General features: G+C 67.7%; 19 protein-coding genes. 11 read left to right on the top strand and 8 right to left on the bottom strand.

Going from position 1 to position 26,431, the window contains the following annotated elements; translation table 11 throughout:
* Positions 1-91: 91 nt before the first annotated feature.
* Both A3ES_RS0108915 and sppA read left to right on the top strand, forming a co-directional pair.
* Entirely contained in the window at positions 92-523 is a 432-nt protein-coding gene (locus tag A3ES_RS0108915; RefSeq protein ID WP_020386451.1) for a DUF2550 domain-containing protein, read from the top strand.
* A 32-nt stretch (positions 524-555) separates the two neighbouring features.
* Positions 556-2,214, top strand: a complete 1,659-nt coding sequence (gene sppA / locus A3ES_RS0108910) for a signal peptide peptidase SppA (protein ID WP_020386450.1) — start codon at positions 556-558, stop codon at positions 2,212-2,214.
* 54 nt (positions 2,215-2,268) lie between these two features.
* On the opposite strand, the gene A3ES_RS0108905 is transcribed toward sppA, so the two are convergent.
* Both A3ES_RS0108905 and A3ES_RS0108900 read right to left on the bottom strand, forming a co-directional pair.
* Complete coding sequence (locus A3ES_RS0108905; RefSeq protein ID WP_157630405.1) at positions 2,269-4,122, bottom strand: sialidase family protein; 1,854 nt, start codon at positions 4,120-4,122, stop codon at positions 2,269-2,271.
* Positions 4,123-4,273: 151 nt separating this feature from the next.
* Positions 4,274-4,858: a cob(I)yrinic acid a,c-diamide adenosyltransferase gene (locus tag A3ES_RS0108900; RefSeq protein WP_020386448.1), complete on the bottom strand. Its 585-nt coding sequence runs from the start codon at positions 4,856-4,858 to the stop codon at positions 4,274-4,276.
* Positions 4,859-4,906: 48 nt separating this feature from the next.
* On the opposite strand from A3ES_RS0108900, the gene murA reads away from it, so the two are divergent.
* Both murA and fabV read left to right on the top strand, forming a co-directional pair.
* Positions 4,907-6,193, top strand: coding sequence for a UDP-N-acetylglucosamine 1-carboxyvinyltransferase (gene murA, locus A3ES_RS0108895; RefSeq protein WP_020386447.1), 1,287 nt, complete (start codon positions 4,907-4,909; stop codon positions 6,191-6,193).
* A gap of 359 nt (positions 6,194-6,552) precedes the next feature.
* Positions 6,553-7,734 (top strand): enoyl-[acyl-carrier-protein] reductase FabV, encoded by a 1,182-nt coding sequence (fabV, locus tag A3ES_RS0108890; protein ID WP_020386446.1) that lies wholly within the window; start codon positions 6,553-6,555, stop codon positions 7,732-7,734.
* Here the strand turns inward: fabV and A3ES_RS0108885 are convergent.
* Positions 7,721-10,222: a DEAD/DEAH box helicase gene (locus tag A3ES_RS0108885; protein ID WP_026162692.1), complete on the bottom strand. Its 2,502-nt coding sequence runs from the start codon at positions 10,220-10,222 to the stop codon at positions 7,721-7,723. The genes fabV and A3ES_RS0108885 overlap by 14 nt on opposite strands.
* 22 nt (positions 10,223-10,244) lie before the next feature.
* Complete coding sequence (locus A3ES_RS0108880) at positions 10,245-11,069, bottom strand: ATP-grasp domain-containing protein (RefSeq protein WP_020386444.1); 825 nt, start codon at positions 11,067-11,069, stop codon at positions 10,245-10,247.
* A 120-nt stretch (positions 11,070-11,189) separates the two neighbouring features.
* Between A3ES_RS0108880 and A3ES_RS0108875 the strand changes: the two genes are divergently transcribed.
* A complete protein-coding gene (locus A3ES_RS0108875) occupies positions 11,190-11,378 on the top strand; it encodes a hypothetical protein (RefSeq protein WP_020386443.1) in 189 nt (62 codons plus the stop codon).
* A 75-nt stretch (positions 11,379-11,453) separates the two neighbouring features.
* Here A3ES_RS0108875 and A3ES_RS46665 read toward each other — a convergent pair whose 3' ends face one another.
* Entirely contained in the window at positions 11,454-11,882 is a 429-nt protein-coding gene (locus tag A3ES_RS46665; protein ID WP_272944607.1) for an RNA polymerase sigma factor, read from the bottom strand.
* 95 nt (positions 11,883-11,977) lie between these two features.
* A complete protein-coding gene (locus A3ES_RS0108865; protein WP_020386441.1) occupies positions 11,978-12,310 on the bottom strand; it encodes a hypothetical protein in 333 nt (110 codons plus the stop codon).
* A gap of 124 nt (positions 12,311-12,434) precedes the next feature.
* On the opposite strand from A3ES_RS0108865, the gene A3ES_RS0108860 reads away from it, so the two are divergent.
* On the top strand, positions 12,435-12,767 hold the full coding sequence (locus A3ES_RS0108860; RefSeq protein ID WP_020386440.1) for an STAS domain-containing protein: 333 nt from the start codon (positions 12,435-12,437) through the stop codon (positions 12,765-12,767).
* Between the two features lie 552 nt (positions 12,768-13,319).
* Here A3ES_RS0108860 and A3ES_RS0108855 read toward each other — a convergent pair.
* Positions 13,320-13,817, bottom strand: coding sequence for an SRPBCC family protein (locus A3ES_RS0108855; RefSeq protein ID WP_020386439.1), 498 nt, complete (start codon positions 13,815-13,817; stop codon positions 13,320-13,322).
* 192 nt (positions 13,818-14,009) lie between these two features.
* On the opposite strand from A3ES_RS0108855, the gene A3ES_RS0108850 reads away from it, so the two are divergent.
* Positions 14,010-15,989, top strand: a complete 1,980-nt coding sequence (locus A3ES_RS0108850; protein ID WP_026162691.1) for a protein meaA — start codon at positions 14,010-14,012, stop codon at positions 15,987-15,989.
* Between the two features lie 231 nt (positions 15,990-16,220).
* Here the strand turns inward: A3ES_RS0108850 and A3ES_RS0108845 are convergent, their stop codons facing one another.
* On the bottom strand, positions 16,221-16,709 hold the full coding sequence (locus A3ES_RS0108845) for a pyridoxamine 5'-phosphate oxidase family protein (RefSeq protein ID WP_020386437.1): 489 nt from the start codon (positions 16,707-16,709) through the stop codon (positions 16,221-16,223).
* 78 nt (positions 16,710-16,787) lie between these two features.
* Here A3ES_RS0108845 and A3ES_RS0108840 point away from each other — a divergent pair, with 78 nt between their 5' ends.
* From A3ES_RS0108840 to A3ES_RS51100, 4 genes are all read left to right on the top strand, one after another.
* A complete protein-coding gene (locus A3ES_RS0108840) occupies positions 16,788-18,707 on the top strand; it encodes a hypothetical protein (protein WP_020386436.1) in 1,920 nt (639 codons plus the stop codon).
* 124 nt (positions 18,708-18,831) lie between these two features.
* A complete protein-coding gene (locus A3ES_RS0108835; protein ID WP_157630404.1) occupies positions 18,832-19,839 on the top strand; it encodes a helix-turn-helix transcriptional regulator in 1,008 nt (335 codons plus the stop codon).
* A gap of 396 nt (positions 19,840-20,235) precedes the next feature.
* The gene (locus A3ES_RS51105; RefSeq protein WP_051084663.1) at positions 20,236-20,787 is read left to right on the top strand and encodes a hypothetical protein; all 552 of its coding nucleotides are present in this window, start codon (positions 20,236-20,238) and stop codon (positions 20,785-20,787) included.
* Positions 20,739-26,363 (top strand): DNRLRE domain-containing protein, encoded by a 5,625-nt coding sequence (locus A3ES_RS51100; RefSeq protein ID WP_051084662.1) that lies wholly within the window; start codon positions 20,739-20,741, stop codon positions 26,361-26,363. The genes A3ES_RS51105 and A3ES_RS51100 overlap by 49 nt, the downstream gene beginning before the upstream one ends.
* The last annotated feature ends 68 nt before the right edge of the window (positions 26,364-26,431 follow it).

Here is a 26,431-nt window from a genome sequence, read left to right as displayed (position 1 = left end):
CCCACCTGCCATAATTGAACAGAGCACGAGTCAGTACGGTTCGGGGATGGTGTCACCACAGCGAGGGCACCAGGAATGAGGTTGGCAACTTATGAGCACAGTCCTCGAATTGGTCGGGGTCTGTTGCCTTGCTGCCGTACTGCTGATCATCGCTTTCGCGTGCCGTCGTCGCTGGTTGTCCAGGGACGGCGGCACGTTCGATTGCAGCCTGCAACTCGCTGAGAAGGACCACGGCCGCGGCTGGGCGCTGGGCCTGGCCCGCTACGTCGGTGACGACCTGCAGTGGTTTCGCGTCTTCAGCCTGGCCTGGTGGCCGAAGCTGACCGTGAACCGCCGCCAGCTCGAAAGCGTCACCACCCGCCGCCCGATGGGCAACGAGCCCCTGGTCACCTACGCCGGCCACGTCATCGTCGACGCCGAGCTCCGGGACCGCACCGTCCACTTCGCGATGACCGAAGAAGCCCTCACCGGCGTCCTCGCCTGGATGGAATCCGCCCCTCCCAGCACCCAGACATATCTCTAGGGTTCTTTGACCGGCCTGTCTAGGGTCGGGGTATGACGGGCATTCTGCTGGAGCTGGATCTGACGCGTGGGGTCCTGGAGACTCCGCCTGCGTCGCCGTTGGCTGCTTTCCGGGCGCGGCATCTGCCGACCCTGCGGGAGTTGGTGGTGGCGTTGCGTAAGGCGGCGAAGGACGACCAGGTGGCCGGCGTCGTCGCGCATCTGGGTGGCCCGGCGCTGTCGCTGGCCCAGGTGCAGGACCTGCGCGAGGCCGTGGCTGACTTCCGGGCGTCGGGGAAAGGCGCTATCGCCTGGACCGAGTCGTTCGGGGAGGTCGGCGGCGGGACCGTGCCCTACTACCTGGCGACCGCCTTCGACGAGATCTGGGTCCAGCCGTCGGGCGATCTCGGGATCACCGGCGTGTCCGTGCAGGCGACCTTCGTGCGGGGTGCGTTGGACAAGGCCGGCGTGATCCCGCAGTTCGGGAAGCGGCGTGAGTACAAGACCGCCGTGGACACGTTCACCGAGAAGGAGATGACCGGGCCGGCGCGCGAGATGGCGTCGCGGCTGGCCGAATCGGCGTACGAGCAGATCGTCGAAGGCATCGCCGTACGGCGTCAGCTGGAGCTCGCCAAAGTGCGTGAACTCGTGGACAGCGCGCCGATGCCGGCTGAGGCCGGGCTTGAGGCTGGGCTGGTCGATCGGCTCGGCTACCGGTCCGACGTCTACGAAGAATTGCAGAAGCGGCTGGGGGAGACCACAGCCTTGCTGGCCGAGCGCTACGTACGCCGTAGCCCTCGCACGCTCCAGGAGGTTCGGGAGAACCTCCCTTGGCCGCAGAAGCCTGTAGTGGCGGTCGTTCGGGTCAGTGGAGGCATCACTGTCGGCCGCAACTCCGGTAGTGGCCCGCTAGGTGGTTCCAGCTCGGGTTCGGACACCATCGGAGCTGCTCTGCGAGCCGTAGCCGATGACGACAAGGTCAAAGCCGTCGTACTGCGTATCGACAGCCCCGGCGGCTCCTATGTCGCCTCTGACGCCATCCGCCACGAGGTACTGCGCCTGCGAGCCACCGGGCGACCAGTGATCGCGTCCATGGGCAGTGTCGCGGCCTCCGGCGGGTACTTCGTGGCGATGCCGGCCGACGTGATCGTGGCCCAGCCAGGCACGATCACCGGCTCCATCGGCGTCCTGTCCGGCAAGGGCGTAGTACGGGATGCATTGGGCCGCATCGGCATCTCGCAAGAGGCTGTGTCGCAGGGGCAGAACGCCCGGATGTACTCCGCTCAGGAGGAGTTCTCGCCGGAGCAGTGGGAGCGCCTGGAGGAGACTCTGGACCGCATCTACGCAGACTTCGTCGCCAAGGCCGCCCAGGACCGCGGAATGCCCGAAGCAGACCTGGAAGCCCTGGCCCGCGGTCGCGTCTGGACCGGAGCCGATGCGCACGAACGCAAACTGGTCGACGAACTGGGCGGCTTCGAACACGCCCTCCAGGTAGCCTGCAACCGCGCCGGCCTGGACCGCGACCACATCGCCCTGACCGTGGCCCCACACCGCTCGCTCCTGGATCGCTTGCGCCCGCCGGAGTCCACCGAAGACTTGGCGGCCACAGCAAAGGCTTGGACGGCTGACGGCCTGACCAGCACGCTCTACACCGCCCTCGGCCTCCCACCCACCGGCGTACTCACCATGCCGCTGAACTGGCGAATCACCTGACCCGCCGGTGATCGCGTCCGGAGAACTCACGGTTCTCCGGACACGATGACGGGATCAGCGGACGGCGCCGTAGATGTTCTGGTCGAGGCCGCCGTTGTTCGGGCAGGTGTCCGGCCCGAAGGTGCCGTCGGGGTTGGCGGCCCGGCACTGCAGCACGTCGAAGCCGTCCACGCCATCAATCGGATAGCGCGGATCGGTGCCCGCGACAACGTCTCGGTGATCCGTCCAGGTCATGAACACGGTCGTTCCCGAGGCGGCGATGTAGTTGTAGTCACCGAAGAACGGCACATCGCGGTTACCGAACTGCTCGTACTGCGGCATCGTGCGAGCCGTGGTCACCTCACTGGTCGTCCAGCTTGCACCGTCGTCCGCTGACGTGGCGTAGAAGGCCGCGAGTCCGGGACCGGCGGACACCCCGCCCGGCGGATTCGCCGGCACCGCACGGTTTCCGACGGGGACACTGCGGAAGTCGCGTCCGCCTGGACCCACCGCGGCGTCGAACCGGCTGTCCTGCCAGACGGCGTGCAGCTGGCCGGCCTCGGCCACGATGTCGGGGAAGTACTGATGGCCGTCAGCCTGCGAGTCGATCCGCGCCGGCGTGGACCACGCCCCGCCTCCCGTGCTCGTGCGTAGGAAGTAGATCGAGGCCTGGCTGCCGGTGCCTGGGCTGATCGTGCCGTACGTCGTACCGGTGGACGCCTGCGTGCCGGGGACGGTCCCGTCGTAGACCAGGAACACTTCGTCCGGATCACCGGATGTGGTCGGATCAGCGGTGATCCGCACCTGCGAGTTCGCCCGGTGGAACACGTAACCGGACTGGCAGGCCAGCGGCCCGTCCCCGCAGTCGCGCGCGAACGCCCGCGGCTCCGGACTCGCGCAGGCACCCAGTGTGCCGTCGCCCACGAGGCACGCGTCGTACTTCGCCTGGCCATAGGCAGGAGCCGAGACCGTCTGGTCGCCCGGGTCCCAGCCGATGAAACCAGTCGCCACGGCCGGCTTGGTGAACGACTTGCCGCCGTTGACCGACTTCACCCACGCGACAGCGTTGCCCTGCAACTGCCCCTGGTTCGGGCGGAACTCGAACTGCCGCCACGCGACGTAGACGTCACCGTCCCGGGTCACCGCGATGTCGCAGAACTGGCTGCCGTGGACCGACTCCGACACCTTCTGGCTGCTGAAGGTCTGGCCGCCATCGCTCGACCGGGCCAGGAACACGCCGTTGTTCGGGCCGCTCGCGGTGAAGCGTGCCCAGCAGACGTAGACGTTGCCCTCGTACGGGCTGTCCGCGCCGCGGTCCACCTCGAGCTGGATCTTGTCGTGGAACAGCCCGAGGAAGATCGGGCTCGGCGTCCCACGCTCGACCAGGGTCGTGAACTGGTACGACGGGCTGGCGCCGCCCGGCCACCCATAACGGGCGACCCAGATCGAGCCGAGTGCCGGTTTGCCGCGGTTGAAGCCGATGCCGGCGTAGTAGAGGTGTCCGTCGTTGTCCCAGGCCTGCACCGGGTCCCCGGCGTTGGTGACGCCGATCCGCTGCAGCGGCGACGCGGTACCGGCTGGTGAGGTGTCCCCGGGGTAACCCGGCAGCAGGCTGTTGGTCCACGATGTGCCGCCGCTACCCGAGTAGTAGAAGCCTGCCCAGGTGCCGCCGGTGGTCGGGACCGTGCAGTAGTCGTTGGATCCCGAGCTCATCAGCGCCGGATTGTGCGGGGCCACGCTCGCGGTCGGTTCGTTCTGCTGCCGATTGTTCGTCGAGCAGGCGGCCAGCACCGGGTCGGTGCCGCCGTCGTACCGCACATAGGTGCGGTCACTTACCGCTACGTCTCCCGGCGCCGCGCCGGCGGGTACGGACAGCAGCGGCGCCATCAGGCCGACGGAGAGTACGCCGGCCACCACAAAACGCTTCACGACTTCCCCTTGGGACAGTCCCCCGAGCAGTTCGACTCAGTGCGACCGCCCGATGCACTGGACGGCAGCGACAGCCACGTACAGCTCTTCTCACAGGAGACGTCCGACACCCCCCACTGTCAACAACCCGGCCAATTGGCCGGGGTTGTCGCTATTTGTCGCGTTCGCCGCCCGGTACCCAGAGGACGTCGCCGCCGGAGGAGAGGTTGGCTACCCGGCCGAGGATGAAGAGCAGGTCGGACAGGCGGTTGAGGTACGTGATGGCGAGCAGGTTGATCGTCGGGCCGTGGGCTTCTACGGCTGTCCAGGCGGAGCGTTCCGCGCGGCGGGTGACTGTGCGGGCGACGTTCAGGTACGCCGCGCCGGGGGTGCCGCCGGGGAGGATGAACGAGCGGAGTTTGGTGAGGCGGTCGTTGTACTCGTCGCACCAGCCTTCGAGCCGGTCGATGTAGTCCTGGGTGATCCGCAGCGGCGGGTACTCCGGGTCGGGCGTGATCGGGTTGCACAGGTCGGCGCCGACGTCGAACAGGTCGTTCTGGATCCTGGTCAGCAGTAGCACCAGGGCGCTGTTCAGGTATCCGGCGGCGATCGCGACGCCGATCGCCGAGTTCGCCTCGTCGACATCGCCGTACGCCACCACCCGCGCGTCGGTCTTCGATGCCTTGCTCATGTCGCCCAGGCGGGTCTCACCGGCGTCACCGGTCCGGGTATAGATCCGCGTCAAGTTCACAGCCATGTCGGCACTCTACGCAAGCGTGGAATGCTCAGCCGATAGAGTCAGCGGGTGGAACGGTTTCGGATCGCAGGTGAGGCACGACTCGTTGGGTCTGTCGAGGTGGCAGGCGCGAAGAACAGCGTGCTGAAGCTGATGGCGGCGGCACTGCTGGCGGAGGGGACGACGACGCTCCGGCAGGTGCCGAGCATTCTGGACGTCACCTTCATGGCCCAGTTGCTGGACACCCTGGGCTGCACGGTGAAGGTGGATCCGGAGACCTCCAGCGCGACGATCGCCGTACCGGCGGAGATCGGCCACCAGTGTGACTACGAACTGGTCCGCAAGCTGCGCGCCTCGATCTCGGTGCTCGGACCGCTGCTCGGCCGCTGCGGCCGCGCCGAGGTGGCGTTGCCCGGGGGTGACAACATCGGCTCCCGCGGGCTCAACATGCACGTCGCCGGACTCGAGGCGATGGGCGCGAAAGTCCATATCGAGCACGGTTTCGTGATCGCCGAGGCACCGCAGGGCCTGCACGGCGCCGAGGTCTGGCTGGACTTCCCGAGTGTCGGCGCGACCGAGACGATCATGATGGCCGCCGTGCTGGCCAAGGGCAGCACGGTGATCGAGAACGCCGCCCGCGAGCCGGAGATCCAGGACATCGCCGCGATGCTGGTCGAGATGGGCGCGCAGATCAGCGGCGCCGGCTCGCCGCGGATCGAGGTGACCGGGGTGGCCGGGCTGCTGAACCCGGTCGACCACGTCACCGTGCCGGACCGGATCGTCTCCGGCAGTTGGGCGTTCGCCGCCGCCATCACCAAGGGTGACGTGACGATCGCGAATGGTCACGCCGAGCATCTCGAACTGCCGCTGGACAAGCTGCACAAGGCCGGCGCGGAGATCACCGTGATGGATTCGGGATTCCGGGTCCAGATGCATGACCGCCCGAAGCCGGTCGACGTCGTCACGCTGCCCTATCCGGGCTTCGCCACCGATCTGCAGGCGTTCGTGATCGCGATGAACGCGGTCAGTGACGGCGCCGCGATGGTCACCGAGAACCTCTTCGAGGGCCGCTTCACCTTCGCCCAGGAGCTCACCCGCCTCGGCGCGCACATCCAAACCGACGGCCACCACGCCGTAGTACGAGGTGTGCCGCGGCTGTCCGGTGCTCCGGTGGTCGCCAGCGACATCCGCGCGGGCGCTGCCCTCGTCATCGCGGGCCTCGCGGCAGAAGGCGAAACGCTCGTCTCGGCAGCCCACCACGTCCACCGCGGCTACACCGACTTCGCGGGCAACCTCCGCCGCCTCGGCGCCGATGTGACGGTAGAACCGGACGACGCCGAGCTGTACTGGAACTAACCACCTCGCCCAACCACCTGTTCAGCTGGTTCGGGGCTCCCTCCCAGGGTGCGCCAAACTCCCCAAACGCCTTGCGCTGAAGGGTTTCTGGCTCGGCCGGCGCCGTGAGTCCAATGAGGGCTGCTTAACCGGTTTGGGGAGGGTTTTGTCCGGGACCGGGGAGGCAAATGTCCATCTTCGGGTACATTTCCCTCCCCAAGTCGGGAGAGCAGTTCGCGACAGGAACCCACCCGCGCCTCACCACCTGCCCACTGGACTTATCCACAGAAGGTCAAGACGGGGCGAATGAACACAACGGATGGGGGAGGGGGCGGATGGTTGGGGGCGCGGGGAGGGGAGGGGCAGCTAAGGTCTGTCGCATGACTGACCGTGTGATCAAGCCCGTCGGCCGTGGATTCCTCTTTCTCGACTCGCATCCCGCTGGGTGTGTGCAGCTCGTCAAAGGGCTGACGGAGCAGGTCGAGGCGCGCCGGCTCGAGCAGCGCCCGGTCGCGCTCGTAATCGGGTCCAGCTCGGGCTACGGCCTGGCGGCGACGATCGCCGGGCTGGCGCGGTACGGGATCGACGGCATCGGCATTTCCTTCGAGAAGGCGCCAGCACGCCGTACGGCGACCGCGGGCTGGTACCGCACCGCCGCCACTGCCGCGTACGCCGAGGAGCGCGGCAGCGACTTCCACTTCATCAACGCCGACGCGTTCGCCGACACCACCAAGGCCGACGTGCTCGACCTGCTGCAGGAGAAGTTCGGGGGAGTCGACTACCTGATCTACAGCGTCGCCGCGCCTCGCCGGGTCGACCCGCGCACCGACACGACGTACCAGTCGGCCATCAAGGCGATCGGGCAGCCGGCACAGACCAAGAGCCTCGCGTACGACGCCGGCGAGCCGGTCCTGCAGGAGGTGGGCATCGAGGTCGCCACCGACGAGGAGGTGGCCGAGACCGTCGCCGTCATGGGTGGCGAGGACTGGTCCCGCTGGGTGGATGCCCTGGAGGAGCGCAAGCTGCTCAAGGACGGGTTCAGCACAGTGGCGCTGACCTACATCGGCTCCGAGCTCACTGGCCCGATCTACCGCCAGGGCTCGATCGGTGCGGCCAAGGCGCACCTGGAAGCCACTGCCCGCGAGCTGAGCGAGCGAGACGGAGTACAGGCCCGTACGTCGGTCAACGGCGCCGCCGTCACGCAGGCGTCGTCCGCGATCCCCGGCATCGGCCTCTACGTGAGCCTGCTGCACAAGGTGCTCGGTGACGGGCTGCAGACACCCATGCAGCAGTCGATCGCCCTGTGGGACCAGCTGACCGGTGAGAAGCCGCTGGACCTCGACGACGACGGCCGCATCCGCCTGGACCGCTGGGAGCTCACCGACGACGTCCAGAGCGCTGTGAAGAAGCAGTGGGACGCCGTGACCCAGGACAACATCGCAGAGGTCGCCGACACCGTCTGGTTCTACGAGGAAGTCCGCCGCCTCTACGGCTTCGACGTAGCCGGCGTGGACTACGAGCAAGAGGTAGAGGTCGACGTGGAGTGGCCTACAAAGGCTTGAACGACACCATCTCGAGGACCAGGTCGCCGGCGTCGTCGGAGGCGTCCAGGTCGATGGTGGCAGTGATTCGCCAGTCGTGGTTGCCTTCTGGGTCGTCGATGATCTGCTGGACCTCCCAGTAGCCCGGGTGCTCCTCGACCATGAAGAGCGCCGGGCCACGGGCGGCAGGGCCGGTGCCGAGGCTGCTGTGCTCGGCGTAGTACGCAGTACCGGCTTCTGCCCAGCGGCCGGCGTCCCAGCCCGACTCGGTGTCCAGCTGGCCCAGCTCGGCCCAGCGATGCAGTGAGACGAGCTCGACGCGGCGGAACATCGCGTTGCGGACGAGCACCCGGAAAGCCCTGGTGTTCAAGGTGATCCGGCGCGGGCCCTGCGGGACGGGTGCGACGACCTCCGCGGTGGTCGGGTTGGTCAGCTCCTCCCACTCGTCGAGCAGGCTGGAGTCGGTCTGCCGGACGACCTCGCCGAGCCACTCGATCAGGTCGGTCAGGTCCTCGTTCGCCTTGTCCGGCGGGACGGTCTGCCGCAGCGCCTTGTACGCGTCGCTGAGGTAGCGCAGGACGATGCCCTCGGAGCGCGCCAGACCGTAGTACTGGATGAACTCGCCGAACGTCATCGCCCGCTCGAACATGTCCCGGGCGACGGACTTCGGCGACAGCCCGGCCTCGGCGATCCACGGATGGGTCTGCCGGTAGATGTCCAGCGTTGCCTCGAGCAACTCCTCGAGCGGCTTCGGCCAGCTGATCTCCTCGAGCAGCTCCATCCGCTCCTCGTACTCGATCCCGTCGGCCTTCATCCCGCTGACAGCCTCGCCCTTGGCGTGGTGCAACTGCGCCATCAGGATCGCCCGTGGATCTTCGAGCGTCGCCTCGACCACAGACACCACGTCGAGGGCGTACAGCGGGTCTTCGGGGTCGAGCAGGTCTAGGGCGGCCAGCGCGAAGGTGGACAGCGGCTGGTTCAGCGAGAAGTCCTTCTGCAGGTCGACGGTCAGCCGCAGCGACCGGCCGAACTCGTCGGGCTCGTCCAGCCGCTCGACCACCCCGGCGGTCAGCAGCGTGCGATAGATCTGGATCGCCCGCCGAATCAGCCGCAGTTGCGCCTTGGAGTCCTCGTGGTTGTCCTGCAGCAGGTGCCGCATGCTCGCGAACGCGTCGCCGTCGCGGGCGATCACGTTCAGCAGCATCGCGTGGCTGACCCGCATCCGCGACTGCAGCGGCTCCGGCTCGGCCGCGACCAGCCGGTCGAAGGTGTCCTCGCCCCAGGTGACGAAACCCTCCGGCGGCTTCTTCTTCTGCACCCGGCGCTGCTTCTTCGGGTCGTCGCCCGCCTTCGACATCGCCTTCACGTTCTCGATCACGTGGTCGGGTGCCTCGACGACGACCGTGCCGGAGGTGTCGTACCCGGCGCGGCCCGCGCGGCCCGCGATCTGGTGGAACTCCCGCGCCTTGAGGATCCGCTGCCGGCGTCCGTCGTACTTGCTCAACGCGGTCAGGACCACGGTGCGGATCGGCACGTTGATGCCGACGCCGAGCGTGTCCGTCCCGCAGATCACCTTCAGCAGCCCCGCCTGGGCGAGCTGCTCGACCAACCGCCGGTACTTCGGCAGCATGCCGGCGTGGTGGACCCCGATGCCGTGCAGGACGAGCCGCTGCAAGGTCCGGCCGAAGCCGGGGCTGAACCGGAAGTGCCCGATCAGCTCCTTGATCTTTTCCTTCTCTTCCTTCGTGCAGACGTTGATGCTGGTCAGCGCCTGAGCCCGCTCCAGCGCCGAGGCCTGGGTGAAATGCACGACGTACACGGGGGCCTGATGCGTCACGAGCAGCTCTTGCAGCGTCTCGTGCAGCGGCGAGGTGACGTACTTGTAGACCAGCGGCACCGGGCGCTCGCCCGACGAGACGATGGCGGTCGGGCGGCCGGTCCGCCGGTTCAGGTCGATCTTGAAGCGCTCGACATCACCGAGGGTCGCCGACATCAGGATGAACTGCGCGTCGGGCAGTTCCAGCAGCGGCACCTGCCAGGCCCAGCCGCGGTCGGGTTCGGAGTAGAAGTGGAACTCGTCCATCACGACCTGGCCGACGTCGGCGGCCGCGCCTTCGCGGAGGGCGACGTTGGCGAGCACCTCGGCGGTGCAGCAGATGATCGGCGCTCCGGCGTTGACCGAGGCGTCGCCGGTCAGCATGCCGACCTTGTCCGCGCCGAAGACGTCACACAGCGCGAAGAACTTCTCCGACACGAGCGCCTTGATCGGGGCGGTGTAGAAGGTGCGCTTGCCGTTCGCCAGCGCCGCGAAGTGCGAGCCGGTCGCGACCAGGCTCTTGCCGGAGCCGGTCGGGGTGGACAGGATCACGTTCGATCCGGTCATCACCTCGATCAGCGCTTCCTCCTGCGCCGGATACAGCGTGATGCCCTGCGTACCCACCCAGGTGGCGAAGGCGTCGTACAGGGCATCGGCGTCGGTGGTTCCCGGCAGCTTCTCGGTGAGCGTCATCGCTTCCATTGTCCCGCATGGTTCAGAACAGGGCTGCCATCAGGTCCGCGGGAGCTCGAGTGCCGGGCCAGTCGCTGACCTGGCCGTCGCCGAGTTCGACTATTCGCCAGGCGCCGTCGGTACGGCGTACCAGGTCGACTGTCACGAAGGGGAGGGCCAGATCGGTGACGAGCGGTTCCACCTCGACCAGGTCGAGGCCGTCGGGCAGCTCGTCCGGGGTGTCGGGGTGGGGAGTGATCAGGGCGCAACTGCCGCCGATCCACCAGGTCCGTGCCTCCGCGCCGGTGAACTCCTCGAACCGGCGCAGCACGAACCCGCCCGTGAACGCGTCACCGCGCAACTCCAGGAACCGCGCCGCGACCCGCTGAACCGCCACCCGGTCAGTGACATCGGGGATGTACGCCGCCTCGTCCCAGTAGTGCTTCATCGATTTCACATGATCACGCAGTACTGCGGGCCCGCCGCCGAGCCGCTCGCAGACGGCGTCCAGCCCGGCCAGATCCGGCCCGTCGGTCCAGGCGGACTCCGGCGTCAATGGCCTCAACGCCTCGTACCAACCCGGAAGCTCATGGGCGGCCCTGTACTCATCGCCGCTGGTCCGCAACGTGACCCGCCGGGCGTCGAGCGCCTTGGCGAATCCGTCGTACTCGCTCGCGGTCATCATCCAGCCGCGGTAGACCGCGTCATCACCCGCCGGTACTCCGGCGACGGCCTCGTCCGGCCGATCGAGTGCGTCGTGGTCGATCCGCGCGACGGCGATCCCGCTCTCGCGCGCGGCAGCGGCCTGCGCGGCGAAGTGCGGATCCACCCGGCGCGGGTTCAGCGGGTCCCCCGGTACCAGCAGCATGCCCTGAATTGTCCCCGCCCGGGCCGCTCTTCGCTCACCTTTTCCGCGCGCCAGGCCAAGGACTTCCTGCCGTAATCCGCGGTAACACAACCGATCAATGCTCCTTGTAGCTTCGCCGGCGTGACACTTTCGTCGTCCCGCCGCCGGGTCCGGCTCTGGTTCGGTCCGCACCAGATCGCCGACTTCATCGGCGAAGCGGCCCACGCCGACCGCTACGAAGCCGCCATGCGCCGCCGCTTCCCGGGTCTTCAGATCACCAACGATGGCCTGCGGCGTGCCGATGGACAGGACATACTGCCGCACAGGTAGTGCACTCGCGCCTCACCGCGGGTTCGGCGTACGGCGTCACGGGGGTGCACTACCTGTCGGTCGGCACATCTTTTGCTATCTCAGTTCGTAGGCCCGATGGATTGCCTGGTACACCTCGTTGCCTGAGGCATCGACCGCTTCGGGAGCCACCTTCGCCAGCTCGGCGGCGGGTTCGCGGCTCGCGCTCTGCGCGGTCACCTGGGCGGCGACTCGTTCCTCGTGGCCGCTGGCCGCTGGCCGCTGGCCGCTGGCCGCTGGCCGGGGTCGGCGGCGGCAACTTGGCCGTCGCGCGCGCCAGGCCCGTACCTCGTCCCGGCGATGCCGCCGGATCAGGTTGGTCGCGATCCCATACAGCCAGGCGCGCACGACGCCGTTGCGGCCGTCGAACTTGGCCCGCTGCCGGAACGCGACCAGGAACGTCTCCGAGGCCAGGTCGTCGGCCAGATCGCTGCCCAGCCGGCGGGCGACGTACGAGTGCACCTGCGGGAAGTACCGGTCGAAGATCAGCGTGAACCGGTCCGGCTCCCGCGCCGACCGTGGGGTGGGGTCAGAACTTGCACTGCTGCCGGCCGGCTCACCCTGGTTCGATTTGGGTTTGATCAGGAGGCGTCGAGGAAGCCGCGGGCCGCCTGTTCGTCGGTCGGCCAGACGTAGACGCTCCAGCCTTGTTTGGTCCGCGCGGCGGTCGCCTTGATGCCGAGATCCTTCAGCATCGAGACCTTGACCCGGGCCTCGTTGTACGTCCGCAGGGTGCCGACATCGACGAGCAGTCCGAAATTGTCCGGTTCGGCGGGAGAGTAGTCAGTACGGCGCACCAAGGACCCGCCTTTGGCCTTGGAGAACGCCCAGCGGGTGAGCAGCACCATGAACCCGGCGAGGGCGATGGTCACGACCGGGAAGAGAAAGTAGTGTTCCGCGAACACGGACACCATTGTCTCGCGAAATGGAAGGTCCCGAACCCTTGGCAACCTTCCGTGTCGCCAGGGAGTCTTTACCAACACACGCTGCAAGCGCGGCCGATTCTCGGGGGCCGCCGGAAGAGCGGAGGGCACGGACATGCTCGCACCGACCCACAACGCAGTACGACCTGATGAAAACGTGATCCGGCTGGCCGGACTCCTGGACGTCCGCTCGGTCGGCGACGTCCGCCAGGAGATCAACCAACTGATCGACACCTCCGACGGCGACGTAATCGTCGACCTGGAGGCCCTCGACGCCCTGGACGCCACCGGCCTCGGCCTGCTCGTCGCAACCCACCGGCGCACCCAACTCCTCGGCCGGCAGTTGGTACTCCGCCACCCGGTGCCGTCGGTGATCCGGATCCTGGCGGTCACCCGCCTCCACCGAATCCTCCACGTCGAGCGAACTCCGCTTCCGATATCCGCCTAGGTACTACGCCCGCCTCGCGCCGCCTCCTCCGTCGGCGCTCCCACCCGCCCCGGGGTTGCCGCTCCTACGTCGCGGGGCGGCCCCTGGCGCGCGCCATCCACAACCACCCTCCGCCCGTGGCCACGCCTCGTCGCTCCTGCGTCGCGCCTCGGCTGGTCGGGTGGATGCGTGGCTGATCACCTTGCCGGGGTTCGTCGCTCCTGCGTCGCGCCTTGCGCCTGGGGCTCGTCGCTCCTGCGTCGCGCCTTGCGCCTGGGGCTCGTCGCTCCTGCGTCGCGCCTCAGCCTGGCCAGTTGGCCGAGCGGCTGGGCCACTCTGTGCACCACCCGGGCATTCTACTAGCGAGTAACCAACTTCCCGGTGCACAAAGTGGTCCCGCCCGGCGGGCAGTTCATCGGCGCTCGCCGGTTCTTGGTGCTCGACGCCTGCCTCCGCGCCTCGGGAGGTTGGACGGGTGCCCACCAGCCACGCACTACCCCGCGACGCAGGAGCGGCAACCCCGGGTGGGCGGGCAGGAGCGGCCGACGGAGGGGGCCGCGAGCGGGGGAAACCTCAGCTCTCAGAAGCCAACTTCAACGTCTCCAGCGACTCCACCAGCACCGCATCGAGTTTCTTGTTGTTGAACAGCAAGCCGAAGAGCGGCCCTGCCATCGACTCCTCGACGACAACCCGGGTGGTGTTCTCGCTGACGGATTCCAGCGTGAAGCGGTGGACGACCTTCGCGCCCAAGGCCGCGCCGGTCCACGCGATCTCCTGCGGGCCGTTGACCACAGCGAAGCGCGCCTTCATCTTCGCGCCGCCCTTGACCCGCGTGAAGCGGCTGTCGACAGCGACGCCGTTCTCGAGCTGGATGTCCTTGACGCCAGGCTCGAGGTTGGTGGCCCAGTTCGGTACGTCGCTCAGCTTCTGCCAGACCCGCTCGATCGGTGCCGCGATGGTGATTTCGCGGCGGCCCTGGATCGCGGCCCGGTCGTCGATGCGGCTCTTCTTCGCGTACTCCTCGTGCAGGACGGCGATCGACGGGCCGGTGTAGAAGAGCGAGTTGGTCATCTGCCGTCCTTCGTCAACGCAACTTCGTGTTGCGATTGCGCCGGACTATGCCAGCTGGCCGGCCTGCGCACTTGACCTCCGACGTCATTGCGCCCGTAGTACTGGCCGGCGTGTTCGTTGTGATCTAAGCCGCTGGTGACACCAGTCACGAGAGCGCGACTCACAAGGGCACACAGTCCTACTCTCGGGTATATGACCTCCGAGAAGGACCGCCCCTGGGTGATGCGGACGTACGCCGGCCACTCGTCGGCGGCGGAGTCGAATGCGCTCTTCCGGCGCAACCTGGCCAAGGGGCAGACGGGACTGTCGGTCGCCTTCGACCTGCCCACCCAGACCGGGTACGACGCCGATCACCCGCTGGCCAAGGGCGAGGTCGGCAAGGTCGGCGTACCGGTGGCTCATCTGGGTGACGTGCGCGCGCTGTTCGACCAGATCCCGCTCGCGCAGATGAACACGTCGATGACGATCAACGCGACCGCGATGTGGTTGCTCGCGCTCTACCAGGTCGCCGCGCAGGAGCAGGGCGCGTTGCCGGACGAGCTGACCGGCACGACCCAGAACGACATCGTCAAGGAGTACCTGTCGCGCGGGACGTATGCCTTCCCGCCGGACGCGTCGCTGCGGCTGACCACCGACCTGATCGCCTACACGGTCTCGAACGTCCCCAAGTGGAACCCGATCAACATCTGCAGCTACCACCTGCAGGAGGCCGGCGCGACGCCCGTGCAGGAGTTGGCCTTCGCGCTGTCGACCGCGATCGCAGTACTGGATCGCGTCCGCGACGGCGGTCAGGTCCCGGCTGAGCGGTTCGGGGATGTCGTGCAGCGGATCTCGTTTTTCGTGAACGCCGGTGTGCGGTTCATCGAGGAGACCTGCAAGATGCGCGCGTTCGTGCGGCTCTGGGACGAGATCTGCGTCAACCGGTACGGCGTGACGGATGCCAAGGCGCGCCGCCTTCGGTACGGCGTACAGGTGAACTCGCTCGGCCTGACCGAGGCGCAACCCGAGAACAACGTGCAGCGGATCGTGCTGGAGATGCTCGGCGTCACGCTGTCCAAGAACGCGCGTGCCCGGGCCGTCCAGCTGCCGGCCTGGAACGAGGCGCTCGGACTGCCGCGGCCGTGGGATCAGCAGTGGTCGCTGCGCATGCAGCAGGTGCTCGCGTACGAGTCGGACCTGCTCGAGTACGAGGACATCTTCGACGGCTCGCACGTGATCGAGGCGAAGGTGGACGAGTTGGTCGCCGGGGCGCAGGATGAGATCGACCGCGTTCAGGCGATGGGTGGTGCCGTCGTCGCGGTGGAGAGTGGTTATCTAAAGCAGGCGCTGGTCGCGTCGCACGCCGAGCGCCGGCAGCGGATCGAGTCGGGTGAGCAGGTCGTCGTCGGCGTCAACAAGTTCGACAACACCGATCCGTCACCACTCACGGCCGATCTCGACACCGCGATCCAGACGTCGGATCCGCAGGCCGAAGCCGCCGCCCTGAAGTCGCTGGAAGAATGGCGTGCTCAGCGGGACAGCAAGGCGGTCGAGGATGCGCTGACCACTTTGCGCGACGCGGCGAAGGGCACCGAGAACCTGATGCAGGCGACCCTGAAATGCGTCCGGGCTGGGGCGACGACGGGGGAGTGGGCCGGCGTACTGCGGGAGATGTTCGGCGAGTACCGCGCACCGACCGGGGTGACCGGGTCGGTCGGGGTGTCCGGCGGTGGTGAGGCGATCGCGGCCGTCCGGGCGAAGGTCGCGTCGACGTCGGAGGAACTGGGTGGCCGGCTGCGGTTCCTGGTCGGCAAGCCCGGTCTGGACGGGCACTCGAACGGCGCCGAGCAGGTCGCGGTACGGGCTCGCGATGTCGGTTTCGAGGTGATCTACCAAGGGATCCGGTTGACCCCCGAGCAGATCGTCGCCGCGGCTGTTGCCGAGGACGTGCACTGTGTCGGACTGTCGATCCTGTCCGGCTCGCACATGGAACTCGTCCCGCAGGTCGTCGCCGGCCTGCGCGCGGCCGGGCTCGAAGACGTCCCGGTCGTCGTCGGCGGCATCGTCCCCGACGCCGACGCCCGCGCCCTCCAGGCAGCCGGCGTCGCCGCCGTCTACACCCCCAAGGACTACGACCTCACCGGCATGATGTCGAACGTCGTCGACGTCATCCGCCGCGCGAATGGCCTCTAGTTAAAAGCAGTGGTGGTGGGGCGGGGATGATGTCGAACGTCGTCGACGTCATCCGCCGCGCGAATGGCCTCTAGTTAAAAGCAGTGGTGGAGGGGCGGGGGCCGCGCCAACAACCTCTGAAAGCTGCGGACCGCCACCACTCACGAAACTCGGGTGGTGGCCTCCGGCCAAGCGTGCACAGGCGTGCTCTCGGGTGGAAACGGCAGGTTTGTGAGTGGTGGCGGTCCGGGGTCACCTCTCATGCTGGGCGGCGATCAGGTCTTCGACCGACTTCGGGAGGGTGGTTTCGAAGTCGAGGAGTTTGGCCCAGGTGAGGGTGACGGTGAGGACGACCATCTCGGAGTACAGAGCCTTCACGCCCTCGAGCCAGCCGGGGTACTGGTCCTCAGTCATCACCTTGCGGCCGGCGGTCAGGTAGCCCTCGGGGATGCCTTGGACCAGCTCGACCTCGGTGGTGCCGCGGAGCAGGAGGGCCTTCGGCGGGAAGGCGCTGGTGTCGATGGTGAGGGCGACTTTCGGGTTCCTGCGCAGCGCGGCGACCTTGGCCGACTTCGGCACGGTGGCCATCACGAGCTTGTCGCCCTCGATCCAGAAGCCGATCGGGATCACTCGCGGGTCCCCGTCCAGGCCGTCATAGGCCAGCCGGGCCGGCGTCGGGCCGTTCAGCAACTGCTGCGAGTACGGCTTGGCGAGGATCTCGGTGATCTGCTGGCTGTCCATGGTGAAACTTCCTCTCGGTTGGTCTACACCCGGGGGACGAAGCCGCCCACACCTTCTCGACATCGCTAGGTTGAAAAGATGCGGGAAACATTTGCGTTCGGGGCCGGGCAGGTTGAGCTGACCGAGGACGGGGCGGTGGCGGCGGTGCTGCATCCCCTCCGGAAGCACTCCATGCTGCTCGAAGACGGCGTCGTGCATGACCCCACGCACTACTGGGGCAAAGGCTTCGTGATCACCGATCGTGGCAGCCACCGGTTCGACGCGCCGGACTTCACGAGGTGGCGGCAGACCGGGATCGACCTGCTCCACCGCCTGGGCGACCTGGAGTTGAGAGTCGGCCGCCGGTTCGGCGAGCACTGGACCGAGACGTACGAAGTACGGAACACAGCAGACGAGCCAGTCGCGATCGGATCACTCGCGGTCAGTACGCCGTACCGCGACCTCTACAGCTCTAGCCGGGAGAGCCTCAACGGCGCAGTCCACGCTCACCTCTGGACGGGTGGCGCGGACTCCTGGGTCTGGGCGGTGCCGATGGACGGCAGCGGACCCGGGCTCGGCCTGCAACTCACGGAGGGCGAGCTATGGGCGTACTCCGTCGAGTCCCGCGACGGCGGCACCGGCAGCAACATCCGCGGCCATCTCTACCTCCACGCCACCGACCACGCCCGCGCGCCGCACGCGATGGGCGGTCAGCCCCGCATCGTCCTCCAACCCGGCGAGTCCCACCGCTGGACCTGGCAACTCGCCTGGCACGACACCCTCGCCGCCTTCCACGCCACCCGCGAGCCACTCATCGACGCGACGACCCTCGCTGCCGAGATCGGCGAGACGATCGCGCTCCAGTTGGCCGATCACGCGACCGGGCCCGCGTCCGTCACCTCGGACACCCCCGGTACGCAGTACGTCGAAGCGACCGATGGCAAGCGGACCTCACGCGTCAATGTGCTGTTCCACGAGCCGTTGCGCACCATCGTCGAGCGGCGCGTGCGGTTCGTGCTCGATCACCAAAGGCCGGTCGAGTTGAGTGACAGCCGTCGCTTCTCCTTCGTGCCCTACGACACCGAGACCGGTCTGCGGGTGCTCTCCGGCGCCTGGCGCGACTGGTCGGACGCCCGCGAGCGGATCGGCACGGCATTGTTGCTCCAGGCAACCAGAGATCGTGGCTGGGGTGACCGGGCCGAACTGGACGAGGCGCTGGCCGGCTACCAGCGGTTCGTCACGGAGCACCTGGTCGCCGACGACGGTACGGTCGCCGACGACAGCCTGCACGAGAGCCACGTCCGGCTCTACAACTTCCCTTGGTTCGCCCGCTTCTTCCTCGGCCAGGGTGACGTCAAGACAGCCATCCGCATCATCGACCGGTACTACGAACTGGGCGGCGACCACTTCCTCGCCTTCGACCTGGGACCGATTCTGCGGGAGCTGTCCACCGTCGACGAGGTGTCTGCCCGGATGCGCGATCACCTGGCCAGGCACGCGCGCGCCTTTCTCGACTACGGCGACGACCTCCCACCCCACGAGGTCAACTACGAGCAGTCGATGGTCGCTCCACTTCTGGAGCTTTTGATCGCCGCTCACCAGGAGAAGCCCTTCGACCCAACCGAGCTCACAAAGCGCTTGCCCTGGCTGACCGCCTTCGCCGCAGACCAGCCCGACGTACGGATGCGGCATGTCCCGATCCGTCACTGGGACGGGTACTGGTTCGGCTTGCTGCGCCTGTGGGGTGACGTCTTCCCGCACTACTGGTCTGTGCTCAGCGCCTCCGTCTACCTGACCTGGCCGCGTGACCTGGTCTCCTCGACCGAAGCCGATTGGCTCACCGCAGCCGGCCAGGCGATCCTTCGCGCCAACCTCGTGAACTTCCACCCCGACGGCTCGGCCACCTGCGCGTTCGTCTATCCCAGCGCCGTCAACAATCGCCCCGCCCACGTTGCGGACCCGCTGGCCAACGACCAGGACTGGGCGCTGGTCTACTCGCTTCGTTTGGGCATCATCTGACCGACATGAGCAGTTTTCTGAAACTTCCTCACTGAAATCGATTTCCAGTGGTAGCTTCCTGTCATCACGACTGAGTGCCACCGAGCGGTGGCTGACTGTGGTGGGGGACGCCGTGGTTGCCAATGTGAGTCTGGGTCGCCAGCAGCCGGATCTTTCCGAGCACGAGAAACTCTTCCGGGAACTGCTGCCCGCGCCGATCGCCGACGGCTACCTGGAGCTGATCGGCCTCGGCCAGCGCCCGTGGTCGGAGTACGACGTGGTCGGCCAGGAGCTGATCACCCGGCAGCTCGCCTACCTGCACCGGTTCCAGGGCATCGAGACGCTCCGGCCAGTCGATCCGCTGATCGCGACGAGCGGGTTGCTGACCCAGGTCCAGCGTGAGCTCGCCCGCCAGCAGGACCGGCTCGTCCAGGGGTATGTCGCCGCGGCCGAACTGCATCATCAGCGGCAGTTGCATGACAGGCAGGCGAGCGAGGTGCCGTCGCTGCTCGCCCAGCTGCTGACCGATCGCGACGAGATCGCCGAACGCTGGATGACCTCGATCCACACCGTCCAGTGCGCCTACCGCTCGATCTCCGTCCCCGATCCTGATCAGACCGCGCCGATCCTTCCGTCGCCGCTCGCGAGTACCTGTGACTCGATGCGGTTCCGCGAGCTCTGTACGCCGGAGTTCCTCGCCGGCCCCCGAGGCACCGAAGCGGTTCGAGCCGCCGTCGAGGCAGGGATCGAAGTCCGTACTGCGCACAGCCTGCCGATGCGCCTGCTCATCGTGGACGACCACTTCGCGCTCGTCGGTCTGGTCCCGACCGGGACGAGCGGCGCCCTGCTCGTCCGCTCGGCGGTGCTCATCGCCGCGCTGACCCAGTACTACGACCAGCTGTGGTCGGCCGCCACTCCAGTCGTGCTGCCAGGCGCCGTACGGACTCGGCCCGACTCCCATCAGCTCGGCGCGACCGAGCGGGAAGTCCTGTCCCTGCTGGTCCATGGGCTCAAGGACGAAGCGATCGCCCGCCATCTCGGCCTCAGTGTGCGCACCGTCCGCCGGCACATCTCCACGGTGATGGAGTTCGTCGACGCCCCCACCCGCTTCGCCGCCGGCGCCGCCGCCCAACGCCTCGGCCTCCTCAGCTGAACCCCCTCCCCGCCCGCCCCCGCTGCTGGAGGGAGGTGGCAAGCCCACCACTGGTGGGCTCGTACCCCAAGCGGCGACCTTGGACAAGGTAGACCCTGTCCGAGGCCGCCGTTTGGTGTGCATGCCCACCTCTAGTGGGCTTGCCGCGTCCCGCCGGGCTTCGGGTGTCGGCGGGGTGGGGTGGGGTGGGGTGGGCGCTTGGCCAGTTCGGGAAATTGTCCACTTCTGACCTGTCGGTGAGCGGGCGCAGGCAGCAGGCTGGTGGACGAGGAGTTCCGCCCCGTCCACCCTCAGGTTCCCGCCCACTGCTGTCCCCCAGCTGCAGAGACATCCGCGGCGTTCGCCGCGCGATGTGCTGTGCCGTGCGTGGAAACCGGCTTCGCAGAGAGGTCACCCATGCCCTATCCAAGATCGCGCCTACTCGGTCCATATCCCGGCCGCCGCTCGGCGCGCTGGATCGGCGTCACTGTCGGTCTGGCGCTGGTGGCAGCCGTGCTGCAAGTTCCCGCCGAAACCGTAGCCGCACCGACTGAAGAGACGACCGCGGCCGCCGACCTGCCGCTCGAACGTCCTGACGAGGCAGCGGCCGTCGTCACCGCCAGGACGACTGGCAAGCCGGTACTCATCACCGGCAAGACCACCGAGACCACCGAGTACCGCGCGCTGCCCTCGGGCCGGATCGAGGCGACCGTCGCCGCCGGTCCGGTCCGGATGCATGACGAGGAAGGGGAGTGGATCGACGTCGACCTGACGCTGGTCCAGCAGGCCGACGGCTCGGTCGCTCCCCGGGCCCACCCGTACGGGCTGACGCTTGCTGGTGCCACCACCGGCAAGGCAGACCACGAACTGGTCGCCGTTGGTGCGAAGGGCGCCGTTCCAGCCTCGGCTGGTCCGGACCGTTGCCGGCCCCCGAACTCGACGGCAACATCGCCACGTACCGCGAGGTGAAGCCCGGCGTGGACCTCGTCGTCGAGGCGACCCGGACGGGCTACCAGCAGCACCTGGTGGTGAAGAACAAGGCGGCTGCCGCCCAGCTCAAGCAGCTCCGGATGCCGTGGAAGACCGACGGCATGACCACCAAGCTGGATGGCAAGGGCGGCCTGAAGGTCTCGTCGGGCACGGTGAGTCGCGACGTGCCGGCTCCGGTGATGTGGGACTCGACCGTCGACAAGGCTTCCGGTGAGCACACCCGCCGGGCCGCGGTCGGGCTCGGCCTGGCCAAGAACGCGCTGGTCCTGACGCCGGACGCCGGCTTCCTGAGTGATCCGAAGACGGTCTATCCGGTGACGATAGACCCGTCGCAGAGTTCGGGTGCGAACTTCGACGCGTTCGTGCAGAACACCTACACCAGCGACCAGTCCGCTGCGACCGAGCTGAAGCTCGGCACCTACGACGGCGGCGGCAACAAGGCCAGGTCGTTCCTGCGATTCGACAACCAGGAATGGCTCTGGGACAAGCAGATCCAGGCCGCCACGCTGAATCTGTGGGAGACCCACTCGTACTCCTGCACGGCGGCGGGCTGGGAGGCCTGGCGCACCGCCGACGTCACGAACGCGGCGCGGTGGACCGCGCAACCGGCCGAGCTGGAGAAGGTCGGTACGTCGACCCAGACGAAGGGCTTCTCGTCCTCCTGCGGTGCCGGCTGGGTGACGATCCCAGTGACGGCCGCGTTCCAGCACACGGCGACCAACCATGCCACCAAGACGAACATCGGGATCAAGGCGGCCAGCGAGACCAGCAGCACCAGCTGGAAGCGGTTCGCCTCCCGTGAGGCCGCGGCCAACCCGCCGTCGGTGACGGTCACCTACCAGACCAAGACCGCGGTGAACGCCCAGGCGACCGCCCCTGCGACGGTTTGCGGCACCGGCGCCGCACGTCCGTACATCTCCACCCGTACGCCGCAGTTGCGGGCACAGATCAGCGATGGTCTCGGCGCCAAGGTGTACGGCAACTTCGAGTGGCAGCCGATCGGCGGAGCCACCACCACGGCCACCGAAGGCCCCGGCGCATCCGGCGCCTGGCTGGGCACCACGATCCCCACTGGTGCCTTCGTCGAGGGCGGCAGTTACGCCTGGCGAGTGCAGGGCACCGACGGTACGACGCCTGGCGCATGGTCGTCCTGGTGCGAATTCACCGTCGACACCATCGCACCCGCAAGTGCACCGACTGTTTCGTCCACGACGTACCCGGTCGGCCAGTGGTCAGGTGCAGCCGGTACGGCGGGGACCTTCACCTTCGGCGCCGCAGGTGTCGGCGACGTAGTGGCCTACGAGTACGGCGTCGACACCAACCCGCCGGACGAGGTGATCAACGCCGCCACCCCGGGGGCGACCACCAGCGTCAGCATCACCCCGACCGCGGACGGACCGCACACGTTGTGGGTCCGAACCAGGGACAAGGCCGGCAACCGGTCGCCGCTGACGGCGTACGGGTTCGCTGTCGGTGGTGGCGCGGTGATCTCACCGAAGAACGGTGACGTCAGCGCGGCCAAGACAGCGATCGTCGGCGCGGGCCGTACTACGGCCACCGGTGTCACCTACCAGTGGCGTCGCGGAGATACCGACGCCTGGGTGACGATCCCGGCCGCTCACGTTCAGGTGGCCGCCGGTGGCGGTGCCGTGACCTGGCCGCTGGCGACCAGTGGCAGCGGACAGTTCCCGAAGCTGAACTGGAACCTGGAGGCCACTCTGGCCGCGGTCGACACCCAGTCGATCCCGCGGGACGGACCGGTCCAGATCCGGGGCAACTTCATCGGTGGCACGGCCGCATCGTCGGGTGGGGTGAAGCTCACCTTCGACCGCAACCTCGCGACAGCGGCCACCGACGAGGTCGGCCCCGGTGACGTCAACCTGTTGACCGGCAACCTCACCATGTCCGAAACCGATGTGACGGTCGACTCCTATGGCAGCGATCTGACCGTCAACCGGACCTACAACAGCCGCCAGTCGGCCAAGACCGATGCTTCGGGCATGTTCGGACCGGGCTGGATCTCCGGGGCGATCGTGGACGAGGCCCAGACGCCGTACACGTCCCTCGACGTCTTCGGCACGCTGATCCAGGTCGGAACCCCCGAGGGCGACACCGTCGGCTTCACGGCTCGCGACGGTGTGAACTTCGACCCCGAGGTGGGGCAGGAGACCCTGAAGCTGACCTACGCGAGTGCGACCGACACGTACAAACTCGCGGACGAGCAAGGCTCGATCGTCACGTTCGGCCGGGTCACGGGGACAACTGCCGGCAAGTACTACCCGACGGCGACAACGCTGCCGGGCAGTAATCAGATCACCACCTACAACTGGGAGAAGGTGACGATCGGCGGTGCGGAGGTAGTACGGCCGATCCGCATGCTGGCACCGGTTCCGGATGGTGTCAGCTGCGCGACGATGGCCCGTGGCTGCCGGGCGCTGAACTTCACCTATGCCACCGCGACCACGGCCACCGGCAGCACCGAGGCGGCCTGGGGTGACTATCTCGGGCGGGTGAAGGAGATCTCCTTCACCGCTTGGGATCCAGACCTCGTCACGCCTGCGATGCGGACGGTACCGGTCGCGCGGTACAGCTACGACAACGCGGGCCGGCTGCGTTCGGCCTGGGACCCGCGGCTGGACTCCGGCACCAACCACGTCGGCGACACCTACAGCTACCAGGCTGACGGTGTTCTCTCGACCGTGAAGCCGGCCGGACAGGAGCCTTGGCAGCTGAGCTACACGACGTTGCCGAACGACCCCGCCATCGGCCGCCTTCACAAGGTGACTCGCTCTGCTCTGACGGCAGGCACCGCCGTCGAGACTGTTGTCTACAAGGTTCCTCTGTCCGGAGCAGGTGCACCGAATGACCTGTCTCCTGGGCAGACCAAGCGGTGGGGACAGCCAGAAGCTCCCACTGACGCCGCGGCCGTCTTCCCACCTGACCAGGTGCCTGGCGGCAATCCGTCCACCGGTGCGCTACCGTCGAGTTGGGAGCGGGCAACCGTCACCTACCTGGATTCCAACGGCCAGGAGATCAACAAGGCGACACCGGGCGGCAACATCACCACCACCTGGTACGACGGTTTCGGCAACTCCGTTCGCTCACTGACCGCGGAGAACCGCAATCGGGCCCTGAACCAGTCGCCGTCGGACAATGACGCCGCGGAGCAGACCCTGGCGCAGGCCTACTCCACTGTGAACAACTTCTCGCTGGACGGAGAACGGCTCGAGAGCACTCTGCAGCCCGAGACGGAGGTTCGCCTCAGCACCGGCGCCACGGCCAGGGGCAGGCAGCTCACCCGGAACACCTACGACCAGGGCGCGCCCACCGCTGGCGCTCCGTTCAACCTGGTCACCACCACGGAGTCGCAGGTTCGGCTCTGGGGCGCTGGCGGTACCGCGATCGAGGCGGATCGCCGCGTCACGACCATCGGCTACAACTGGAGTCTGCGGATGCCGACGGTGACGACCACCGACCCAGGGGGTCTGGGCCAGACCGTCCGTACCGCCCTGGATCCAGTCACCGGTCTCGAAACCTCCTCGACCCAGGTCGCGGGCGGTACGACCACCAACACCCCGGCCACGCAGAAGACGGTCTACTACCGGGCCACCGCCGGATCGGGGTACGGCGAATGCGATCTGCGGCCGGAGTGGGCGAACCTGACCTGCCGTCTCCAGCCAGGTGGTCAGGCCGCCACCGGGCCTGAGCTGCCGGTCAAGGTGCAGACGTACGACATGTTCAACCAGCAGCGGTTGCTGATCGAGAAGACCAGTGCCGGGACGCTGCGAACCAGCACCACGAAGTTCGACCCGGCCGGCCGGATCCTGGAGCTCGCCACGGTGGCGGCAGCAGGCCTCGGTACGGCGGTTCCGATCCAGCGCACCGTCTACGACCCGCTCAACGGCAACATCCTCCGCACCGAGTCGGTGTCCGGCGGCACCGTCACCGCCGAGATCGTCCGCACCTACGACACTCTCGGCCGGGTCACCTCCTACAAAGATGCCGACGGCAACTTGTCCACCACGACGTACGACCTGCTCGGCCGCCCGGCGACCACCTCGGATGGCAAGGCGAGCCGGATCTACGGTTACGACTATCGCGGTTTGCTCACCTCGGTGAACGACAGCAACACCGGCACCTACACCGGTAGTCACAACGCCGACGGGCAGCTGGTCAGCGAGACCTGGCCCAACGGGGTCAAGGTCGACACCCGGTACGACGAAGCCGGCGAACAGGCCGGTGTCACCTACAGCAAGCCAGGGTGTTCCTCCGGCGACTGCACGTTGTTCAGTGAGTCGCTGACCGGGACAGCGCAAGGCCAGACGGCCAAGCGGGTCTCCACTCTGTCCAGCCAGCTCTTCCGCACCGACGCGGCCGGGCGGGTCACGTCGGTCGAGGAGACCATCGGTGAGAAGTGTGTGACCCGGGCGTACGGGTTCAGCACTGCCACGGACAGGACGAGTAGCGCCGAGTACGGTCCGGCTGCTGACGGCAGTTGCCAGACGACCACCCCGGCGACCTCGCGGACCTGGACCTACGACACGGCGAACCGGGTGACCACCGCCGGCTACGCCTACGACGCTCTCGGCCGGACCACGACAGTGCCGGCCATCGACACGGGAGCACCCGGGGCCGGGATCGTGACGGCCACATACCACGCGGACGACCTGGTGGACACGGTTACTCAGGGCGGTCGTACGACGGACTACACCATCGACGTCACCGGTGAGCGGATCCGATCCTGGACCGACAACTCGACCGGTGAGGTGGTGACGAACGTCAACCACTACGACGAGGACGGGGATTCGCCGGCCTGGACCCAGGAAGGTGCGACCCGGTTCACCCGGGCCGTCCCGGGCCTGTCCGGTATGACCGCGATCGTCGACAGCGACAGTGGCGCACCGGAGTGGCAGATCGCCGATCTGTCCGGCGACATCGTGGCCACCATCCACAGTGGTGACGAAGGGCTGTCCAGCACCAGCCAGGCCGACGAGTACGGCCGGCTCGGCGACTCCGAGGCCGTCGGGAAGCAGCGCTACGGCTGGCTCGGCGGACAGCAGCGAGCCGCGGACGCACCGTCCGGGATCGTCTTGATGGGTGTCCGGCTCTACAACCCGGCCACCGGGCGCTTCCTGCAGGTCGACCCGATCTACGGCGGCGGTTGCAACGCGTACGAGTACGCGTGCGCCGACCCGGTGGACAAGGTCGACCTGGACGGCAAGTGGCCGTGCTGGAGCAAGAAGTGTGTGCTCAAAGCAGCCGCGAAGAAGTTGAAGGCACTCAAGAAGAAGATCAAGCGGAACAAGTACGTGCGGTGGGTCTGGCGCAAGGTCGTCAAGAACAAGTACGTGCGGGCCTGTGCCAAGGGCGCCGGTCTGTCGATGCTGCGGAAGTCCTTCTGGGCCAAGTACAAGAGGCTCCCGTACAAGATCGGCCGCTGGGGCGCGCAGGGCTGTGCCTTCGGTGTCGTCAAGACCTACGTCTGGCAGAAGGTGAAGCGGTGGTTGTTCCACATCCCCGGTCCAGGGCCGATGTCGCCGTCAAGCCGCAGATAGGGCTGACGAGGCACCCCTGCACCTGATCCGCTGATCCACACCCGGGCGGCCCTCACCAGGGCCGCCCG

The sequence above is a fragment of the Kribbella catacumbae DSM 19601 genome (genome assembly GCF_000372465.1).
GTDB classification, from domain to species: Bacteria; Actinomycetota; Actinomycetes; order Propionibacteriales; family Kribbellaceae; genus Kribbella; species Kribbella catacumbae.
The sequence above is the reverse complement of the archived record's forward strand: the minus strand, read 5'-3'. Positions and strand labels throughout refer to the sequence as shown.

Bases quoted from the DNA above. Each gene is read 5' to 3' on its own strand.
- A3ES_RS0108845 (WP_020386437.1), bottom strand. From the start codon at position 16,709: ATGGACAGCCAGCAGATCACCGAGATCCTCGCCAAGCCGTACTCGCAG.
- A3ES_RS0108840 (WP_020386436.1), top strand. From the start codon at position 16,788: ATGCGGGAAACATTTGCGTTCGGGGCCGGGCAGGTTGAGCTGACCGAG.
- A3ES_RS0108900 (WP_020386448.1), bottom strand. From the start codon at position 4,858: ATGGCTGTGAACTTGACGCGGATCTATACCCGGACCGGTGACGCCGGT.
- A3ES_RS0108880 (WP_020386444.1), bottom strand. From the start codon at position 11,069: ATGCTGCTGGTACCGGGGGACCCGCTGAACCCGCGCCGGGTGGATCCG.
- fabV (WP_020386446.1), top strand. From the start codon at position 6,553: ATGACTGACCGTGTGATCAAGCCCGTCGGCCGTGGATTCCTCTTTCTC.
- A3ES_RS51105 (WP_051084663.1), top strand. From the start codon at position 20,236: ATGCCCTATCCAAGATCGCGCCTACTCGGTCCATATCCCGGCCGCCGC.
- A3ES_RS0108850 (WP_026162691.1), top strand. From the start codon at position 14,010: ATGACCTCCGAGAAGGACCGCCCCTGGGTGATGCGGACGTACGCCGGC.
- A3ES_RS0108865 (WP_020386441.1), bottom strand. From the start codon at position 12,310: ATGGTGTCCGTGTTCGCGGAACACTACTTTCTCTTCCCGGTCGTGACC.
- A3ES_RS0108885 (WP_026162692.1), bottom strand. From the start codon at position 10,222: ATGACGCTCACCGAGAAGCTGCCGGGAACCACCGACGCCGATGCCCTG.
- A3ES_RS0108860 (WP_020386440.1), top strand. From the start codon at position 12,435: ATGCTCGCACCGACCCACAACGCAGTACGACCTGATGAAAACGTGATC.
- sppA (WP_020386450.1), top strand. From the start codon at position 556: ATGACGGGCATTCTGCTGGAGCTGGATCTGACGCGTGGGGTCCTGGAG.
- A3ES_RS0108915 (WP_020386451.1), top strand. From the start codon at position 92: ATGAGCACAGTCCTCGAATTGGTCGGGGTCTGTTGCCTTGCTGCCGTA.
- A3ES_RS0108855 (WP_020386439.1), bottom strand. From the start codon at position 13,817: ATGACCAACTCGCTCTTCTACACCGGCCCGTCGATCGCCGTCCTGCAC.